General features: G+C 46.8%; 15 protein-coding genes and 1 tRNA gene. 7 read left to right on the forward strand and 9 right to left on the reverse strand.

Annotation, left to right across the window (positions count from 1 at the left end; all coding sequences use genetic code 11):
• The first annotated feature begins 83 nt into the window (after nt 1-83).
• A complete protein-coding gene (locus tag J8N69_RS10975) occupies nt 84-968 on the forward strand; it encodes a LysR substrate-binding domain-containing protein (protein ID WP_168827561.1) in 885 nt (294 codons plus the stop codon).
• A gap of 521 nt (nt 969-1,489) precedes the next feature.
• Here J8N69_RS10975 and J8N69_RS10980 read toward each other — a convergent pair.
• A protein-coding gene (locus J8N69_RS10980) for an IS3 family transposase (protein ID WP_168827682.1) occupies nt 1,490-2,646 on the reverse strand; the annotation gives its coding sequence in 2 pieces (ribosomal slippage) (nt 1,490-2,376 and nt 2,376-2,646; 1,158 coding nt in all).
• A 207-nt stretch (nt 2,647-2,853) separates the two neighbouring features.
• Between J8N69_RS10980 and J8N69_RS10985 the strand changes: the two genes are divergently transcribed.
• Nucleotides 2,854-3,297 (forward strand): GNAT family N-acetyltransferase, encoded by a 444-nt coding sequence (locus J8N69_RS10985; protein WP_168824717.1) that lies wholly within the window; start codon nt 2,854-2,856, stop codon nt 3,295-3,297.
• A 120-nt stretch (nt 3,298-3,417) separates the two neighbouring features.
• Here J8N69_RS10985 and J8N69_RS10990 read toward each other — a convergent pair whose 3' ends face one another.
• The 3 genes from J8N69_RS10990 to J8N69_RS11000 form a co-directional block, all read right to left on the reverse strand.
• Complete coding sequence (locus J8N69_RS10990) at nt 3,418-5,313, reverse strand: methyl-accepting chemotaxis protein (RefSeq protein WP_168824716.1); 1,896 nt, start codon at nt 5,311-5,313, stop codon at nt 3,418-3,420.
• A 69-nt stretch (nt 5,314-5,382) separates the two neighbouring features.
• Nucleotides 5,383-6,681, reverse strand: coding sequence for an SLC13 family permease (locus J8N69_RS10995; protein ID WP_168824714.1), 1,299 nt, complete (start codon nt 6,679-6,681; stop codon nt 5,383-5,385).
• A 35-nt stretch (nt 6,682-6,716) separates the two neighbouring features.
• Complete coding sequence (locus J8N69_RS11000) at nt 6,717-7,559, reverse strand: amidohydrolase family protein (protein WP_168824712.1); 843 nt, start codon at nt 7,557-7,559, stop codon at nt 6,717-6,719.
• 152 nt (nt 7,560-7,711) lie between these two features.
• Here J8N69_RS11000 and J8N69_RS11005 point away from each other — a divergent pair, with 152 nt between their 5' ends.
• Both J8N69_RS11005 and J8N69_RS11010 read left to right on the forward strand, forming a co-directional pair.
• Nucleotides 7,712-8,449, forward strand: coding sequence for a GntR family transcriptional regulator (locus J8N69_RS11005; protein ID WP_168824710.1), 738 nt, complete (start codon nt 7,712-7,714; stop codon nt 8,447-8,449).
• A gap of 130 nt (nt 8,450-8,579) precedes the next feature.
• The gene (locus tag J8N69_RS11010; protein ID WP_168824708.1) at nt 8,580-8,909 is read left to right on the forward strand and encodes a DHCW motif cupin fold protein; all 330 of its coding nucleotides are present in this window, start codon (nt 8,580-8,582) and stop codon (nt 8,907-8,909) included.
• Here J8N69_RS11010 and J8N69_RS11015 read toward each other — a convergent pair.
• Nucleotides 8,896-9,840 carry a GlxA family transcriptional regulator gene (locus J8N69_RS11015; protein ID WP_168824706.1) on the reverse strand — a complete coding sequence of 315 codons (945 nt, stop codon included), beginning with the start codon at nt 9,838-9,840 and terminating at the stop codon, nt 8,896-8,898. The two genes, J8N69_RS11010 and J8N69_RS11015, sit on opposite strands and share 14 nt — an antisense overlap.
• 127 nt (nt 9,841-9,967) lie before the next feature.
• Between J8N69_RS11015 and J8N69_RS11020 the strand changes: the two genes are divergently transcribed.
• Complete coding sequence (locus J8N69_RS11020) at nt 9,968-10,486, forward strand: isochorismatase family protein (RefSeq protein WP_168824704.1); 519 nt, start codon at nt 9,968-9,970, stop codon at nt 10,484-10,486.
• 175 nt (nt 10,487-10,661) lie between these two features.
• Nucleotides 10,662-10,738, forward strand: a tRNA-Ile gene (locus tag J8N69_RS11025).
• A 110-nt stretch (nt 10,739-10,848) separates the two neighbouring features.
• Here the strand turns inward: J8N69_RS11025 and J8N69_RS11030 are convergent.
• Nucleotides 10,849-13,317, reverse strand: a complete 2,469-nt coding sequence (locus J8N69_RS11030; protein WP_227803875.1) for an HD domain-containing phosphohydrolase — start codon at nt 13,315-13,317, stop codon at nt 10,849-10,851.
• Between the two features lie 329 nt (nt 13,318-13,646).
• On the opposite strand from J8N69_RS11030, the gene J8N69_RS11035 reads away from it, so the two are divergent.
• A complete protein-coding gene (locus J8N69_RS11035; protein WP_168824700.1) occupies nt 13,647-15,038 on the forward strand; it encodes an L-cystine transporter in 1,392 nt (463 codons plus the stop codon).
• Between the two features lie 97 nt (nt 15,039-15,135).
• Here J8N69_RS11035 and J8N69_RS11040 read toward each other — a convergent pair whose 3' ends face one another.
• The 3 genes from J8N69_RS11040 to J8N69_RS11050 form a co-directional block, all read right to left on the reverse strand.
• Nucleotides 15,136-16,545: a DEAD/DEAH box helicase gene (locus J8N69_RS11040; protein ID WP_168824698.1), complete on the reverse strand. Its 1,410-nt coding sequence runs from the start codon at nt 16,543-16,545 to the stop codon at nt 15,136-15,138.
• A gap of 124 nt (nt 16,546-16,669) precedes the next feature.
• Nucleotides 16,670-17,551, reverse strand: coding sequence for a transglutaminase family protein (locus tag J8N69_RS11045; RefSeq protein ID WP_168824696.1), 882 nt, complete (start codon nt 17,549-17,551; stop codon nt 16,670-16,672).
• The gene (locus J8N69_RS11050) at nt 17,548-20,118 is read right to left on the reverse strand and encodes a circularly permuted type 2 ATP-grasp protein (RefSeq protein ID WP_168824694.1); all 2,571 of its coding nucleotides are present in this window, start codon (nt 20,116-20,118) and stop codon (nt 17,548-17,550) included. Before J8N69_RS11050 ends, J8N69_RS11045 begins: the two co-directional genes overlap by 4 nt.
• Between the last annotated feature and the right edge of the window lie 24 nt (nt 20,119-20,142).

The following is a 20,142-nucleotide window of genomic DNA, read 5'->3' on the forward strand; positions in this document are numbered from 1 at the left end:
GATAAAACCTATTAAAATTGAACCATAGGATGACGCTTTTTGTTGGAAGGAACAGTGTTGAAAAGTATCATCTTGAGAGCATTATGTTAAAACTGCCTAATCTAAACAGCTTAATCACGTTTATAAACGCCGCCCACACAGGTAACTTTGCGAAAACGGCAAAAGCCATGTGCATCACGCCTGCGGCCGTCAGCCAACAAATAAAACAGCTAGAATCTCACCTAGACGCAACGCTGTTTGAACGCTCAAAAATGGGCGTAGAGCTGACGCAAGCCGGTCAGCAATATCTCTACTTTGCCAACCAAGCGATTGAAAGTTTGCAGCATGGGCAAGCCAGTTTAGACCAATTAAAGCAGCAAATGATTTTTACGCTACACACATTGCCCTCGGTTGCTAGCTTATGGTTAATGCCCAAAGTCCTGCACATCATGGAACAACACCCAGACCTCGAAATACGAGTGGAAGCCAGCCATGCAGCTATCGACTTCAACTTGAGCCGCTGTGATGCAAGCATCAGCTTTGGTAAACAAGACAAATCACTCAACCACGATTTTCTATTCCAAGACGAAGTACACCTAGTCGCCAGCCCATCATTAGTGAACGGAATAGCGCAGGGAGATTTAGATACCTTACTTGAAAAACCAATGATCCATATCGACTGGGGCGACGAGAACCCATATCTACCCAACTGGCAAGACTGGCTAAGCGCCGCCGGTTACCACAACCTAAAGCCCAACAAAGGCCCACAATTCAACCTCTCTAGCATGGCTATCGACGCCGCCATACAAGGCAAAGGCCTACTACTCGGCCAAGGGCTCTTCATCCAAAATGCACTGAAAACAGGGCAACTCGTCACACTCAGCCCAATAACACTTCCTCTAAAAAAAGCTTACTACTTAATCTACCCAGACCGAACCAAAAACAAAACGGCAGCGATGGAATTGATAGAGCAATTGAAAAGCGACTGATCGTATTCACAGGTAAAGGAGCGGAGTTTGGGGTCAGATCAAAAACTAATCATTTTGGTGAATCATGTGATGCTTTATTGACTGATGCTCATTGTCATCATGTGACATTGTATTTCTAGTTTCTTGATCTGACCCCAACACTTAAACCAAAGAGCAACCCCATCCTAACCTTCCCCTTGGAAGTGATAAGGGGAAGGGACAGTTCGAAGAAAAGGGGAGGGAATAAAATCGTCTTATACGTCAAATGACGTATCCCGGAGTTTGGGGTCAGATCAAAAACTAATCATTTTGGTGAATCATGTGATGCTTTATTGACTGATGCTCATTGTCATCATGTGACATTGTATTTCTAGTTTCTTGATCTGACCCCAACACTTAAACCAAAGAGCAACCCCATCCTAACCTTCCTCTTGGAAGTGATAAGGGGAAGGGACAGTTCGAAGAAAAGGGGAGGGAATAAAATCGTCTTATACGTCAAATGACGTATCCCTGTATGTCATTTCGCGCATACCTTGTTCTGGTCAAGTCCAACCGGACACTTTCCTAAAGGAGTTTTCATACTCAATGGGTGATTGGTCGCCATTCGACGAATGTAATCGCTCCAGATTGTAATATTTCACATACGCCGCAACATCTTGCTTCATATGCTCTCTTGTTGGTTGTGCTACCTTGAACAACCAATCATGTTTTAAACTGCCGAAGAACCTTTCAACCACGGCATTATCCCAACACGCACCGACGTCACCCATGCTAGAGCGGCAATCAAGCCGTTTTAATAGGCTTCTAAAGTGTTTACTCGTGTATTGCGAGCCTCTGTCGCTATGAAACACTAAGCCCTTTGGCGGCTGTCGTAAGCGATGTGCTTTTAAAAATGCATGCTCAATTAAGTCTGTCGTCATACGTTTTGACGTGTGCCAACCCACTATGCGACGACCAAATAAATCCATTACAATAGCAAGGTATAGCCAGCCTTCGCCTGTTTTTAAATATGACACATCCCCAGCCCACACCTGGTTTGGGCCTAACGGGTTAAAATTCATGTTCAATAAATTATCCGCTACAGCATCACTGTCTTTGCGCTTTGTGGTGACTTTGTAAGCGATACGCTGCTTAACGACTAACCCCAATCGTTTCATCAAGCCAATGACACGATGCCGGCTAACATCAAAGTCTTCTTTGCGAAGCTTTTTCGCAAGCTCTCGGCTACCCAGACTGCCTCGACTATCTTCAAAAAGCGCCTTCGCCCTACGATGTAAATTCAGTGTTTGTGCACTGATAATTATCGCGGGACGTTTTCGCCAAGCATAGTATGCAGATTTGCTAACGCGCATCACTTTACACGATATGGCAACTGGGTACTGCTTACCTAAACTTTTGAGAAATGAATATTTTATTTCATTTCTTTTGCGAAAAACGCTGAAGCCTTTTTTAATATTTCGCGCTCCATCAGCAAGCGCTTATTGTCTTTTCTGAGCTGAACGAGTTCAGCCCGCTCATCCTTCGACAACTCTGAATCTTCATCTTGTTGTTTAAACTTCGCTACCCAGTTATAAAGTAGCTTGTCAGTGATATTCAGTGAAGCGGCAGCCTCAACAACGGAGTAACCTTGCTCAATCACCAGCGCCACCGCTTCTTGCTTAAAATCGTTTGGATATTGTTTGTTAGTACGTTTAGTCATTTTACACCTCAATAATTGGATATTATCCTTTATTGAAGTGTCCGGCTAATTCAACCACAACACCTTTCTAGTGGTGATTTTTTAATACTGGCTTTACGGATTTGAGGGGGGCTTTGTTTGGGTTTAACTTTAGATAAGCATTTGTGTATTTATCCACATATGAATTACTTTATGCTGTCTTTTTATCGCATCGGCAAAGGTGTCCTAATGTCTATTGAGCAATCCATCGAGTTATCACGCCCTATCGTTTATAAGGTGAATCAGGCCATTACGGCTAAGCAATTTATTGAATTGCTGGCGAAAACCACGTTGGGCACGCGTCGTCCTATTGATCAGTTTGATACCATTGAGGCCATGCTGAAACATGCCAATTTATTGATTACCGCTTGGCAGGGCGATCATTTGGTGGGGGTGGCGCGTTCGGTGACGGATTTTGCTTTTTGCTGTTATTTATCAGACTTGGCGGTGGATGAGTCTGTGCAGGCATCGGGCATAGGCAAAACTTTGATTTGCATGACCAAGCAAGCCTTACAGCCCAAGTGTTCTTTGATTTTATTATCCGCGCCGCAGGCGGTAGATTATTACCCTAAAATTGGCTTTACCCAGCACAATAGTGCGTGGGTGCTGACCAATGTTGATGATTTGAAATAAATACCAACCCCTCCCTAGCCCTCCCCTTGAAGAAAAGGGAGGGGATTTGGGTGCTTAGCCCTTGAAGAAAGGGGAGGGGATTTGGGTGCTTAGCCCTTTGAAGAGAGGGTGATTGAATGCTTAGATCTGGAACTGGTCGACTACTGTGTCTACTTGTTTGGCAAGTTGGCTGAGTCGTTTTGATTGTTCGACACCGGTTTTGCTTTCATCGGCTAGATCGGCGGCTACTTGGCGAATGGTTTCGCTGTTTTGGCTAATTTCGTTGGTGACGGCGGTTTGCTCTTCTGCGGCGGTAGCGATTTGTGTCGCCATGTCTGAAATGCTGATGATGGCATTGGCAATTTCTTCTAGGCTTTCTGTCGCTGCATCCGCATCGGCCACGCTGGTTTGTGCTTTGGCGCTGCTGTTTTGCATCGAGGTAACGGCTTTCGAGGTTTGCTCTTGTAACAGCTCAATCATTTTTTGAATTTCTTCGGTAGAAGAATGCGTGCGCTGGGACAGGGTTCGAACTTCGTCGGCAACCACGGCAAAACCTCGACCATGTTCACCCGCGCGGGCGGCTTCAATGGCGGCGTTCAATGCGAGTAAGTTGGTTTGTTCTGCGATGCCGGTAATGGTTGAGAGAATGCCGCTGATTTGCTGAGCGTGATGATCCAAAGCGGAAATCTGCTCCGTGGCAAGGCTTACTTCGTTAGCCAGTTCATAGGTTGATTTTCGGCTTTTTTGCACTTGGGTGCTGCCCTTGTTGCCAAGTTCAACTGAGTGTCCAGCGGCTTTGGCCGTTTGCTCTGCGTTGCCCGCGATCTCGTGGGTTGCTGCGGCCATTTCGGTCACGGCGGAAGCTACCATGTCGATTTCTAGTTGCTGGGTCGCCACACGAGAGGCGCTTTGAGTAGAAGAGTTCGATACTTTTTGCGCTTCGTCTGCCACGTCTTTAGAAAGTACTTTTAGGCGTTCAACCACACCGTGCATGTGACCAACAAAGTCGTTAAAGCCTTGCGCCAACGCGCCAATCTCGTCATCACGTTTTACTTCAATACGGGCACGTAAATCGCCTTTGCCTTTGGAAATATCCTGTAAGGCTTTGGAGACGCGATTTAAGTCACTAAAGAGCACTTTGAATAACCAGTATAAAAAGCAAATAAAACCGGCTAACAGAAGCAAGGCGGTGACCATTTGACGAACCAATACTTTATAAACTGGTGCCATTAATTCGCTTTTGTCCATGGTGAAGACTAAGGACCAATCGGTGTCTGGAATGGCTTGAGCGTAGGCGAAAATTTCTTTGCCGTTTAGCTCTTCTTCTATCAGTTTGTCTTCTTTGACTAAGTTAGACAGTAATCTAGGCGCAAAAATAGCGGAGATAGACTCGGCTTTTTTCATCACCATGTCTTTGTCGGCGTGGGCAATAATATCGTTATTGGATGCCACCATCATGGCAGAACCGGATCCTGGCACACTAAGTTCGGCTACTTGCTTAGAGAGCTGATCAAGGCTGAGATTGGCACCGACCATGCCAAACGTTTGTCCGTTTCGGTTAACGGGATTAGTCAGAATAATGACCAAATCTTTGGTGGTAGAGCTGAGATTTGGCCCAAGTATGCTGGCTTTGCCTTTGCTCATGGCATCTCGATACCAGTCTTGTTCACGTGGATCATAGTCAGGGCGTTTGGCGTCTATTGCTGGGTCTTGGCGATACATTTTTCCGTCATTGTTGCCGTAATAAGTCAGCGCAAACTGGCCGCTGTCAAATGCTTGTTTGATGGCAATGTAAGGGGATTGTTCTGGGGCGCGTTCTAAGGTGTTGGCAAGAGAAGCGGCAATCACTTTGCGACTGCTTAACCACTCGCTGGTATTGTCGCCGTAGGCGCTGGCAAAGTGGCGCACGTCTTTTAACAAGGAGTCGCGCATTTGCTGAGTGAGTGACAACGTGGTTTCTGTGATGAGGTAAGCCGTCGTGATGACGACCGCGAGAACACTGACACTCAATAGGCGAGTGCGCAGGGAAAGGGTCATGCAGGTATCTCCAATAAAAAAAGGCGCGGCACCTTAGCGATGCCTACGCCCAAAGAGGTTTAAGGTGCGCTAAAGCACAAAAGTGATTAGCAAATTAAATAACAAGGCGGCAGCAAAGCCCAAAGGCGCGGCACGGAACAGCAGTTGAGGAAAAAGTTTGTTTCGACTCTCTTCTGTTGGACAGGCTCCCAGCATTAAACTTCCGCCAGAGGAAAAAGGCGAAATAGCGGTGGCTTGCGCGCCGACAACGATACAGATGAACAACATCATCGGGTCCAGTGACAAGCTTTGTGCAATAGACGGAACAATGGGGAAAAGTGCGGGTGTCACCACGCCCAAGGTACTGGCAAATAGGGACATAAACGCCGCCACAATACCAAACACAACGGGCACGAAAGCCGCTGGGATAGAGGTGCCAATCCAAGAGGCAAGGTCGTCAATGGTGCCAGCTTTTATGGCAACCGAGATCAACATACCCACACCACAAATCATAATAAGTGTCGACCAAGGCACAGAGGCAATGGCTTTGCGTTCGTCGCCTAATTTTAATAACAATGCGATAACAGAGAACACACTGGCAATTAATCCAATGTCCATTTTCGAGTTGATAAAGCTAACGGTGTCATTGTCTGGCAACAGAATGTGAGTGATGGGGGCAAGCAATACTAAGCCCATCATAATAAGTGTGAGTGTTAACGTTTGGCGTTGCTCTTTATTAAAGGGGGTCGGTGCCTCTATTTGAAAGCCACCTTTGGCAATCGTGTTGCGGTGTTTGGTAAAGAAAATAAGCCCGGTAATGACGATAAAAGGAATAATCGCCGTGCTTAGAAAAATGCCGATAGAGTTGATAAAGGCTTGGTTTTCCGTCACGCCTGCGTTGGTCATAATGCCACGGAAGATAATACCGCTCTGACTAGACATAAAGTTTGCGCCAGTGAGCGCGCCATAACCCACGGACATAGAACCAATCACCATGCTCATACCCGTACGTTGGCAAAGTAATAAGGTAATAGGCGCCATAAAGGCTAATACCGTGTAGTAGCCTGCACCCAAGGCTGAAATAATCGTGGTGGTGATATAAATAGCGTAAGGCAACAGATGTGGAAAGTGTCGGCAGCGATACATGAGATGCTCGGCCAGTTTCTCCAAGGTGCCATTGATGATGGCAAAACTGTAAAACAAAGACACTGAGAAGATGATAAAGAAAATCTTCAGCGGCCACATTTTTATGATGTCGTTCGGGCTTAGTTCAAGCGCAAAACTGCCAATTAAATAGGCAAAAGCAATGGCAAAAAGACCAATATTAATGCGCGTTTTATAGCCGAGAATGATGGAGAGTAAGATGGCTCCAACAACAAGTAGACTCATGGTGATGCTTTCCTTTTTGCTTTTCTTATTGGGTGTTAAAATTTAAACAGCTTGCTTGGATTGCTTATCAGTACTTTATTGCGTTCATTCAAGTTGGGTAGTAACGCCTGCATGAAGGCGAATTGGCTTGGGTAGTCGGTTTGTGATTCAAATTGCGTGTGTGGCCAATCGCTTCCCCATAATAGAAGGTCAGAATGACCGTAGGCAGAGCGCAAGGTGGCTAACATGGCTTGTGCTTGCTCAAGATTCGCCTCACAGCGGTAAGCGGCAGATACTTTTGTCCACACTGGGGCGCCACTGCTTAATAAGTCTAAGAAATCTCGGTGGGCTGGATTGGATGCTTCAATGCCATTTAAGGTGCGCCCAAAGTGATCGACAATAATCTCGACGCCTGATTCTAAAATAGCCGGTAAAAAGCTGGCCAAATCGTCGATTTCTCGCTGGATCTCCACCACCCATTTACGTGCTGCCAATTGACTAAAAAAGGCCTGCCAAAGCGGCGAGGTGTAATTCTCTAATGGCTTTTTAATTAGGTTGAGACGTATGCCAACCACACCTGCCGCATCTAATTCGTCCAATTCTGCATCGCTAATACTTGGATCGACGACGGCAATGCCTTTTAATTTTTGCGGGTGTTCGCGCAATGCCGTCAGCATAAAACAGTTGTCAGTGCCCAAAAAACTAGGCTGAACCAATACGCCATGGGACATATTGTGGTCTGCTAATTGGGTTAAAAAATCTTTAGCCACTGCATTGTACTCCGGCGCATATCGACGCTGCTCGGCCATAGGAAGGTCGGTACGAAATAGGTGCGCATGGGTGTCGATGCCAGTTATGGTCAATGTTGAAGAGGTTGTCTGCGAAGCGTGTTTTGTCATTTTTTATTATTCAAAGAGAAAGGTTGATGTAATTTTTTGTAATTCATATATATGAATATATGTTTATATGATTAATAAGTCAACAATCATAGACGCCTTTACGTTCGAGTATTAGAATGCGGCTAACAAAAGTTTACTAACAAGAGACGACAATGACTTTTTTCAAGCACGGGCGAGATCAACGTTTGCCGTTGTATCAGCAGGTACGTGATGAACTGCTGGAGAACATCAGCACGGGAATTTGGCTGCCGGATACGCCCATTCCGACAGAAAGTGAATTAACCAAAAACTATGGCGTGGCGATTGGCACGATTCGCAAAGCGGTGGATACCCTAGTGAATGATGGCTTGCTTTACCGTAGCCAAGGTCGAGGCACTTTTGTGCGTCGTCCTGATTTTAACGCGTCTTTATTGCGCTTTTTTCGACAGATGTCTTCGGATGGGCGCTTTGTCATGCCGAAAAGCCAGCTGTTGTCGAAAACCATGAAACAGCCATCTAAGGCCGCAGCGCAAGCATTAAATATTGATGAGCGTAGCAAGGCCATTTGCCTTGAACGCTTGCGATATTTGGAAGATCGAGTGGTGTTAACAGAAGAAATTTGGTTACCAGCATCACTTTTCTCACGCCTTATAGCGTTAGACTTAGCCGAATTTGGTAACTTGCTCTATCCGTTTTATGAGCAAGAGTGCGGTCAGCTTATTGCCTCAGCGAAGGAAACCCTAACCATTCAGTCAGCAAATACGCGCATTGCAAAAGCGCTAAACATTGCTGACAACAGCCCTGCTGCGGTGATTGAACGAGTGGCTTATGGCTATGACAAAACGCCCTTGGAATATCGGATTTCCCATGGTGCTGCTGAAACATTTTGTTATCAAATAGAGATAGCGTAAACCTCTCATATAGTGTTCGAACACCTTAATATAGTGCTTGACCAACGTCTTCTGCTAACGCCTACTATTACTTATGTTCGCCGTTCAAATGAGCGGCATTTGTTGTCTAGAAGGACTTTAAGGCGTTTTTATGAAGATTACCGATTTACCCTTTGGCGTGACCGATTGGCAAAGCGTGGAAAAAACCACCCACAAAGGTGAGAGTGGCTTTGCCTACTGGCAGACCAAACAATTTGGCGATATTCGTGTTCGAATCGTAACCTACTCAGCAGGGTATTTGGCCGATCATTGGTGTACTAAAGGCCACATTCTTTTTTGTATGAGTGGCGAACTAAAAACGGTTTTAAAAGACGGCCGTACCTTTGTTTTGTCGGCTGGCATGAGTTACCAAGTCGCGGATGACGCTGAACCTCATCGCTCTTCTACTACCGAAGGTGCGACGCTTTTTATTGTGGATTGACCGACACAAAACGTTGACGAAAAGCACTGGGCGTTAACCCCATGATCTTCTGGAACGCCTTGCGACAACTTCCGACATCTTCATAACCTATTTGTAGAGCGATGCTTTCGAACGGCAGTGTTGTTTGTTCTAAGGCATTGCACGCCATTTGAATGCGAAGGCGCTGTATATATTCATTGGGATTTAGCCCTGTGCATTTTGCAAAACGCCTTAAAAAAGTTCTTGGCGTCAACTTGGCTCGCGCTGCCATGCTTTCATTTCTTTGCAGTTCGGCAAAATGGCCTTGTAAATAATGCTGAACCGCCAGAATAGCCGCATCGCCGTGGTCTAAATTCGGTTGAAATTGCTGGTAATAGCGTTGCTCTCGTTTGCCAGTATCAATCACCAATATTTTGCCCAGCTGACGAACGATATGGGCATTGGTCAGGCTTTGCACCAACTCTAACGCCAAATCCATCCAAGACATCATGCCGCCAGCGCTAATCACATCCCCTTGGTTGATCAATATCTTTGACGTGTCCATCGGTTGATTGGGAAAACGCTCTTTGAACAAGCCTTCCAGCGCCCAATGGGTCGTCATGACGCGTTTATCTGTCAGACCTGTATAAGCGAGAAAAAATGCGCCAGCGCAGGCGCTGCAAAGCATGGCGCCTTGCTGATGTTGTTGGATTAAAAAATCATTGATGCTGGAGGTTTTCTCACTGTAACTGGCTTTTTCTAAACTCGGGGGCAATAACACCGCGTGATAAAGAGGTTGGGGGTCTTGGTCTTTTAACAGGTCGGCTTCACGTAAAATGTGAGTCGTGATACGAACGTCTAAACCAGTTTCTGCGCAGGCTTCATTGGCAAGCTCGAACGTCTCTGCAAAACCATATACAGCCGACAAGAGGCAATGGGGATAAGCGATAACTGCGATTTGATAATGTTTCAAGGCAATAACCTGTTTGTCATTTTAGGCCTCTAATATGTCAAATCTGACACTGTAATGGAACCTGTACTTTTGCGATGCTGGGGTTCTTGATACAAGGTATTTGCAAACAACAGACTAGGAGCCAACCATGAGCCGCACCGCATTATTAGTGATCGATGTACAAAATGACTATTTTGACAATGGAAACTTTCCTTTATGGAACACAGAAAAAACCTTAAAAGAGACGCTTAACGCCATTCGCGCCGCGAAAGAGCAAAACGCTGCTGTGGTACTGGTGCAACATGTGGCCGCTGGCGAATCGCCCATTTTTATAGAAGGTAGCGAAGGGGTGAAGCTTCACCAAGCGATTCTAGACGCCGCACCAGATGCGCCTATTGTGATCAAGCAACACGCTGATGCCTTCCAAAACACTAACCTAACGCAAGTGTTAGAAGCGCTAGAAGTCGATCGTTTGGCGATCTGCGGCATGATGACGCAAAACTGTGTCACTCATACTGCGATTTCAGACTCAGCGGCTTCTTACCAAGTTAGTATCCTGCCAGACGCCTGCACGACTCGTGAAGAACTGCTGCATTTTATTGCCCTAGAAGCGATTCAAACAAAAGTCACCTTTACCGATATACAGCAGGCTTTTGAGCGAGTTTAATTCATATTGAAAACCAAACAACACGACCAGAAGAAGGCCGCAGTGTAAGGGATTGGTAGCGTGATTGGTTGAAAAACAGCCTGATAATCAACCACTTTCGAAGATTTATTACACATAAATGGCATACGCTTCTTGGCAAGCGGTAAGCATGCCGCTATAATCTGCAACGCTTTTAGGGCCTGTAGCTCAGTTGGTTAGAGCATCCGACTCATAATCGGCAGGTCCCCAGTTCAAGTCTGGGCAGGCCCACCATATAGAATAAGCCTCGATAGGTTAGTGAAAACTGACGTGTCGGGGCTTTTTTATTGTCTGTACTTTCGTTTTATACTCCGTGCTCCGTGCTTTAGTGCAATTGATGTTGCTTAATCTGTCAAATAGCGTTTGATATTCACTTCATCAATTTGGCTTTTGGGTAGAAATTTTTCGGCGTATTGTAAGTAGATACCGCTTTCTAGAAAGAAACGGAACAGTGGTAGGTCAAGGTGTCCTTCTTGGCACATGCCGTACATGATGTCGATAGCGACGCTGACGGGTTTGGCTGTTTTGTAGGGGCGATCGGAGGCGGTGAGGGCTTCGAATACATCGGCGATCATCAGTACTCTGTCGGGAATGCTAAGTTGTTCGGCATTGAGTTTGCGTGGGTAGCCTTGTCCGTCCATTCTTTCATGATGGGTTGAGGCGTAATGTGGTACCCGTTTTAGCTCGGGTGGAAAGGGCAGGCTTTCGAGCATGGTGATGGTGCTGATGATGTGTTCGTTGATTTTAAATCTGTCTTCTTTGGTCAGTGTGCCTTTTTGTATGGTGAGGTTGTAGATTTCACCTTGGTTATATTGGTGTTTTGGTATGTCCATTTTGATGCCTAAAGATGGATTAAATGTCATTTCTTTGAAACGCGGAATGATGTGCTCGGCTTTGTCTGATAATAGGCTTTCTGTGACGCCTTGCGGTGCGGTTTCTTCGTTGGTTAGATGGCCCGCTTGGGCTTGTTGGATGCGCATTGTTTCTTCTGCGGGCGATAAGCCTAAACGATTGTTAAAGTGTCGTGTCCATTTTTGGGCGCCAATGTCTCTGACTTTTTGTTGGTCTTCTTCACTCATGAATTCGCTGCCAAGGTTGGCTTTGGCGATAAAAGCAAATTGTTCTTGTAAGGTGGTTTGGCGTTTTTGCCATGTGGCTAAGGCGGTGGCGGGGTCTTGCTGTTGTGTGTGTATTGCATGTAAGTAATCAATTTCGGCATCGCGCCATAAGACTTCAAAGCGAGTACGGATTTCATGAATCCGATTATAGAGGCATTCGAGTTTGGAGCCTTTGTCTATGATGTGCTCCGGCATGGTGATTTTGCCGCAATCGTGCAGCCAAGCCGCAATGCGAAACTCGAGTCGTTCATTGTCATTGGCGAATTGGAAGTCTTTATAAGGCCCTGTTTGGGCTTTTTCTAAGGCATCGGACAGCATTAATCCGAGCTCTGGCACGCGGTAGCAATGGCCGCCGGTATGGGCTGATTTGTCATCTATGGCGGTGGCGATAAGGCGGATCAGTGCCTCCATGAATTCTTTCTGGATGACTTCGTGCTGTTTAATGTCTTGTGACATGGTGACAAAGGCGTTGGAGAGTTGCCAGATCTCTTTGATGTGAGAATCAGTGAATGAAACATCGTCAAATTGGCGTTGTTTTATTTTTTCTGTTTCTCGCTGTAATTGTCGAATGGGGCGTACGATGGGTGCGCTGAAAAGCCAGATGATCGGCAATAAAATGGTCATGACTAACGCGCTTAGTAAGGCAGAATGAAGGGCTTCTTTGGTTGCCTGTTGAAACAGTGCGTCTTCTGGCAGAATCATGGCGAGATATTGCTGATTCAGTATGTCATTGCCGATGGCGGCGATAAAAACATAGTCTCGGTGAGCGTTTTCTTGTTCGATCAATACGGGTTGTTGTGCGTTTGGGTTATTGGCAATGTCGATTAATTTTTTTGGCGGTATGCCAAAATAACCTTCTACCGATGGAAGAAGTGTCGAGCGGTCTGAGTCATAGAGAATCATGTTTGAAGCAATGATTTTACCCTCTTGATTCATCAAAATAGTCTGCTCTTGGCCGTTTATGCGTTTTGATGAAGACAAAGAAAGTTGATCAGATAGGGAGGATAGCAGTATATCTAAACCAATTACCTGCTCTGTGTTGCGGATGCGTTGAGCGTAGGTTTGTCCTGGTATTTGTAAGTGCTGAAAAAAATAAGGCACGGTTTTATAAAGGTTATTTTTCATTGATGCTGCAAACCATGGCCGCTCGGTAGGAAAGAAATTACTGCTTTCAGCGTGTTGGTGATTCAGACGAAAGGTGGCGGAATAATAATAGCTGTGCCGTAAGCGTTTTTCTCCTTGGCCTGAAATGTCGATGACGGCCCAACGGTCATCCTCTCGCGCATTCATTTGCTGTCTTGTGTCTTTTGCGGAATCTAGGTTGATGATCTGAAAAAAGTCTTCCTGTTTGTCGCCAAGATAAAGGCTGTAGAGTTCAGGGCGTTTTATGAGGAATTGAGCCAGTAAGCTGCTTTTGCGTTCAATACTGGCGCCTGATAAATCGCTATTGATGAGTTCTGCTAGTAGCTCGACGGTTTGTCTTGCATCGTTTTCTAGGGTGTAAACACTGTCTTTCATATGATCAGACAGTAGGCTCATGCTGGATAGCATATGGTTGACTGCCATTTTTTTACTGGCGTTGTAGTGCAGCGAAATGGCAATGCCCGCGGTAATCACAATTGCCATCAGGAACATATTGGCAACAAGGATTTTGATTGAGAAGCGCTTGGATATTCGTTGGTTTTGGCTCACCATTGACTTCCTTGTGATTAGTTGTGAATGCGGATTTTAATGGGATGTTGCTGCTCTTTAATACAAGTTGAGTTTGTGCAATTATGCAAATTAATAAGTAAGAATTTGCGGCCTGTGATGGGGTCATAATGCGTTCAAGTTTTTTCCTTATTCGTTTTTCTTATATAAGTTAATGATTTTTCCGTCTTATCCATTTGGTCAGCATCTTGTTATCATGGCGGCAATGTATCGGCCTTCCTGTTTCTCGCTTTCCTTTCTTTAGTCTTCCTTTTTTAAGGGGGCAGGTGACAGGTGTCGGTGTTCTATTGGTTATTTTTTTAAGGTTCTCTTCCATGTTGTATCCCATTCTTAACTTAGCGGTTTTCGCTTTGTTAATTGCTTTGTTGTTCAAGCTGCAAAAAGCGAAAAAGACATTGTCCACTCAGGTGTTTGCCGGTTTGGGCTTAGGTGTGGCGTTTGGTGCGGCGTTGCAGTTTATCTACGGTGTTGGCAGTGCGGAAGCCAATGAGACGTTAGAGTACGTCAATATTGTTGGCTATGGTTATGTCAGCTTGCTGAAGATGATCATTATGCCGTTGATTTTGGTGTCGATTATTGGCGCCATTGTGAAAGTAAAAGACACGGGTTCTTTGGGTAAGATGTCGGGTTCTATCATTGGTATTTTGCTGGCAACGACGGCGGTGTCTGCCTTGATCGGTGTGTTTGTGAGTAATTTATTTGGTTTGTCTGCGGAAGGTATTGTACAGGGCGCTCGTGAAATGGCCCGTGGAGCCGCATTGGAGACGAGTTTAGATGGATTGGCCAGTGTGTCTTTTGCTGACATGATTACCTCTTTCTTCCCCGGTAACCCTTTTGCTGATTTAGCCGGCAGCCGTCCGACGTCGACCATTGCCGTGGTGATTTTTGCGGCTTTTGTGGGGATAGCGGGTGTTACCGTTGCTCGTAAAGAGCCGGAATTGGGTGCTAGCTTTGAGCGTTTTGTGGATGTGGCTCAATCGCTTGTTAGAACCTTGGTTCGCATGGTGCTCAGTTTGACGCCTTACGGTATTTTGGCGCTGATGACCAAGGTCGTGGCAGGATCGAATGTGTCTGATATTTTGACCTTGCTGAACTTTGTTGTGGCGTCTTATGTGGGTTTGGCGCTGATTTTGGTGATGCATTTGTGTTTGCTGGCGTTTAACGGTATTTCACCGCTGCGCTATTTTAAGAAAGTGTTGCCTGTCTTGTTGTTCGCTTTTACGTCCCGTTCAAGCGCTGGCACGATTCCGCTGAATATTGATGCTCAGGTAAAACGCCTTGGTAATGGCGAAGGTGAGTCGAATTTCTCGGCGTCGTTTGGTGCCACCATGGGCCAGAATGGCTGCGCCGGTTTGTATCCGGCGATGCTCGCGGTGATGATTGCCCCAACGGTGGGAATTAACCCGCTGGATCCAAGCTTCATTATTTCACTGATTGCGATTGTTACCATTAGTTCATTTGGTATTGCAGGTATTGGTGGTGGGGCGACCTTTGCGGCCTTGATCGTATTGTCAGCCTTAGACATGCCGGTTGCCTTAGCGGGTTTGTTAATTTCGATCGAGCCTTTGATCGATATGGGTCGTACCGCGGTGAACGTGAATGGTTCGATGACGGCGGGCAGTATTACGTCTAAGTGGTTAGGCCATTCTGATGCGGCTGTGTTTGCTCGTGATGAAGAACAAGAGCTAGAACTAAAGAACAGTTAGTTCAAGTGATAAGACACAAAAAAACCACCCGAGCGGTGGTTTTTTTGTGTCTCTATAACGATAACCAAGCCTGTTTCAATAATGCACTTTCGATTGATTAGCTATTATTGCTGGGCTTGCGGTTACGGCGAGCCGGTGCAAGTGGCTTGCTACGCAGACCTTGGCCCGGTGTCATTTCGGCCTGTGGTGTTTTTGTTCTGTCGGTTGGACGACGGTTGCCAGATTTAGGCGCATTGCCTTGTTTTGCTGGATTGCTGCCTTGTTTCGCGCCATTGCCCTGTCTTGCGCCACCGTGCTGATCACGTGGGGCTTTTGGGCTTTTGGGGCGGTTAGGTTTAATGGGGCGCGTATCGAGTGTGGTATCTGGCAACATGTGTGTTGGCATGAAGTCATCTTCGTAGCGACGCTCAATGAGCTTTTGAGTCAGGCGTTCAATCGCGCGTAATTGATCTAGTTCGTCAGCGGCAACCAAGGAAATGGCTTTACCTGTTGCGCCCGCGCGGCCCGTACGGCCAATACGGTGCACGTAATCTTCTGCCACATCGGGTAGGTCAAAGTTGACTACGTGAGGCAGCTGTTCAATGTCCAATCCGCGTGCGGCAATGTCGGTGGCGACTAGAATGCGAATGCGGCCTTCTTTAAAGTCTGATAGGGCGCGAGTACGTGCGCCTTGGCTTTTATTGCCGTGAATGGCGCTGGCACGAATGCCTGCGTCTTCTAATTGTTTGGTGATCTTGTTGGCACCGTGTTTGGTGCGAGAAAAGACCAAGGCCTGATCCCAACGGCCGTCAGCGATAAGTTGAATTAACAACTCAGTTTTGCGTTTCTTGTCGACAGGATGTAGCCACTGTTCAACAGACACCGCTGTTGCATTACGTGGTGTAACGGAAATCTCGATTGGGTTGTTGACTAAACCTTTGGCTAACTGGCGAATTTCTGGAGAAAAAGTCGCAGAGAACAATAGGTTCTGACGCTTTTTCGGTAGGATTGCTAAGATTTTTTTGATGTCATGGATAAAGCCCATGTCCAACATACGGTCGGCTTCGTCGAGTACGAGAATTTCGAGCTTATCGAAACGTACGGCTTTTTGGTTGTATAAATCCATCATACGACCTGGGGTGGCGATCAAAATGTCGGCACCACGGCGTAGCGCCATCATTTGTGGGTTGATTTTTACACCGCCAAACACCACGGTCGATTTTAGGCCTAAATGTTGTCCGTAGTTTTTGACGCTTTCTGCTACTTGAGCGGCCAATTCACGCGTTGGTGTGAGTACTAAGGCACGCACTTGATTACTTTGCGCGTGTTCGCCTTTACTAAGAATTTCAAGTAAGGGTAAGGTAAAACCAGCGGTTTTGCCTGTGCCCGTTTGGGCTGCGGCCATCACATCTTGGCCATCAAGAATAGCGGGTATGGCCTGAGCTTGTATTGCAGATGGCTCAGTATAGCCTTGATCTTCAATGGCTTTTAGGATGGGGGCAGAAAGCCCAAGTTTGTTGAAACTCATAGATGTTCTCATGTTTTATAAAGGCAGGTGCAAAGCTGAAAGGTCAGGTTATGCAAGAATTGTGCGAAGCTTACCTTATATCGGCTTTGCATGCTATGTACATTCAAGTCAACGTACATTCAAGTCAAACTCTTCTGACATCCACCGAGACGGCTAGTTGTTGGGAGCCGCCGCCTTCAAATATGACGCCTTGTAATGGGGTGACATCGGAATAATCTCTGCCCCATGCGGTAACAATATGTTGCTCGTTGGGCATTAAGTCATTGGTGGGATCGAATTCTACCCAGCCAAAATCTGGCGTAAATACCGCAAACCATGCATGGGAAGCATCGGCGCCGACCAGTTTTTCTTGTCCCGGTGGCGGTAAGGTTTCTAGGTAGCCGCTCATGTACCGCGCTGGGATGCCCACTGAGCGCAAGCAGCCAATCGCCAAATGGGCGAAATCCTGACACACGCCGCTGCGTTGTTTGAGCACTTGTTCAAGTGGCGTGGCCACGGTTGTGGTGCTTGGGTCGAATTTAAATTCGCTGAAAATTTTGTGGGTAAACGCCATGGCGGCTTGCAATAGAGGCTTGTCATCGCAAAAGGTGCTTTGGGCGTAGGCTTTTAAGTTTTCTGAATGATGGATTTGTGGCGAATCCAATAAATACTCCTTTGCCATGCGTAGCTCAGGGGTGTTTGGCGCTTTTAATAATGCACGTAACTCGCCGCAGGTAAGAGAGCTTTGTGTTTGCCATTCAAGTACGTTTAAGGGCGCTATTTCAAAATCCGTGGTGACATCAATCACCAGCTTTTTGTGGGCTTCTTGAATGGAAAAATAGAAGGTTTGGTTGCCAAAATAGTCCTCACCGTCGTTTTGGTAAACTGGCGGTGGGTTGATTTGTATTTTCTGATGAAGGCAGCGTTGATTACGGGTATCTCGTGGCAGTAAATGTGCCATGTTGTAACACAAGCTGACCGGAGCGCCGTAGGTGTATTCTGTGATATGGCGAACGCGATATCTCATAAATGTGTTCCCTTAATGGCATCGGTCAATGACTGGGGGCCAGCGGTGTGATCAAAATATTTATCACTAATCAGCACGGTGAATTGCTCGAGTTGCGCGAGGAGGTCGGTCATCAGTTGTTCAAGTTTTACCCGTCGTTGTGTTTCGGTATCGACTTTGGCCAGCTCTTCTAAATCGGCAAGTTGTATATCGTTTAACGATTTAATAATGATTTTATGCTCAGGACTAAGGCCCGCCGTGGGCGCTTCGTTTCTGGGTAATTCTTGAATGTATTTACGCAGTTGATCTACCTGATACAGCAAAGAGCGTGGGTTGGTGCCATCAATCATTAGTAGATCTAAGCCATAGGCAACACGCGCTCGGTTGCGATAGCGGCGGCGAAAGGAGATAAGGGCTTCGACGCTTAATAACACCGACTCTAGGATCTGCTGCTGGGGCCCAGAAGATAACGGCTTGGTTAAGGCGGAACGCAGTAGTTTTGCGGTTTGTAATGCGCGTTCGGTACGGCGGCCAATTTCTTGGAAGGTCCAATCCAGCCCACGCAACATGCTTTCATGATTCAAACCAGACAGCGCCAGTAAAGAGGTAACTAGGCTATCGAGAGACTCTTCTGGTGCTGACGGCAAGCCATTGGTGTAAGCCCGATCTAGCTCATGGATATGGTCACGCAGTTCGTTGATAATAATGCGCGTATCGGCGGAGAGCATTTCTTTGACTTGTTCACCGCAGCTTAACATGGCTTGTAGATTGGCTTTGACTGAACCGGCTCTGGTGCCGTCGGTAATGATGGCAACCAATTCGGCTTCTGGGTTGGCCAGCATGTCGTCATCGGCTTTCATAAAACCGGGCAAGCAGCCAGTTTGCGTCGAGGCCATTTCCAATAATGTCCGCAGGCTTTCTTCGGGCAGAAGGTCCACGCCGTTCATTTGCTTGAAGATAGTACGCAGCAATCGCATGCTGATTTCCGCGCGTTCGGCATAGCGTCCCATCCAGAATAAATTCTCAATGACTCGACTCGGCAAATTGGCTTGCAGGGCTTCATCGTGCAACAGCGCCTGTTCGATAAACGTCGTGTGTTCTTCAGGTTCTGCCGCGAGCACCCAAGTGTCTTTGCTTTTTGAGTTGGAAATATTCGAGACGATGGTTTCCTGGGCGGACTCGCCCGTGCGAGACAACCCGCCGGGCATGACGGTGTAACCGGTTGGGTTCGACACGGTGAATGCGCGCAAAATGCTGGGTCTGGCCTGCATTTTGCCTTCTAACCAAATCGGTGACATGGAGCCTGGCACATAACTTTGTGCGGCATACAGGTGCGGTTGTTTTTTGATTTTTTCGAGGGTGCTGAGCTTTTGTTTTTCTGTCAGCGTATGGCCATAAATGCTGTTGTGATGGCGAATCGCAGGCTTGATGATCAGATTGTTAAGATTCGCCAAGACGTACTGCAGATCATCGCTGTCGCCACACCACCAGGTTGCGACGGAAGGAAGGGCGAGTTGTTCGCCCATTAAAAATTCGCTGACGGCGGGTAGAAACTTGATTAGCGCGGGCGTTTCTAGAATGCCGCTGCCTAAGGGGTTGGCTAATACCACGTTGCCCGCTCGTACCACTTCTAATAATCCTGGCACCCCAAGAAACGAATCGGCTCTCAGTTCCGCTTGATCGCAGTAGGCGTCATCGACGCGACGTAAGATGACATCAACACGGGCTAGGCCGTTGAGGGATTTCATCCACACTGCGCCATTGCGAACGGTTAAATCGCTGCCTTGTACCAGTGAAAAACCTAGATAATTGGCCAGATAGGCTTGTTCAAAATAGGTGCTGCTTAACGCGCCAGGGCTCAGTACGACGATGCGCGGGGTGTCTGTCCATTGGCTGGCTAACGACGACAGCATGTTTTTAAACGACAAGAAAAAGCCAGCGAGCCTGCGTACCTGGCTATCACGGAAACTGTTTGGAATAACCCGTGACACCACGGTGCGGTTTTCCAGTGCATAGCCTGCACCATTGGGCGCTTGGGTTCTATCGCCAATCACTTGAAAGTGACCGCTAGGGTCCCGTACCAGATCGACCGCATGGAACAATAATTGATGGGCGCCAGGCACGGTAACGCCGTGGCATTGGCGTAGAAAACCTGGGTGACTAAAGATGATTTCAGCAGGAATAATGCCGTTTTTAAGCAGCTCTTGTGGGCCATAAAGATCTTTTAGCATGAGATCAAGCAAGGTCGAACGTTGGGCTAGACCTTGTTCGATAACCTGCCATTCGTCAGTCTGAATAATATTAGGAATAAGGTCCAGCGACCAGACACTGGGCGTGAGTGGGTCGCTGGTTAAATTATAGGTCGCGCCGTCTTCACGTAGGATGCGCTGGGCACGGCGTTGCCGGTCGAGCATTTCCTCATTGGTTAGACTGCCCATGCTGCGCATAATCGATTCCCAGTGGGCGCGCGGTTGGCGATCTTCCGTGAAGGCCTCATCATAAGCATTTATCGGTGTATTGTAGGCGGCAGATAACGTCGGTTTTTCATCGATTACCGACGTTAAAAAAGTACCTGTTTGAAGTTGCATAATGTGCCTGAGCCTAAAAAATTA

Origin of the sequence: Marinomonas profundi (genome assembly GCF_020694005.1) — a bacterium.
GTDB classification, from domain to species: domain Bacteria; phylum Pseudomonadota; class Gammaproteobacteria; order Pseudomonadales; family Marinomonadaceae; genus Marinomonas; species Marinomonas profundi.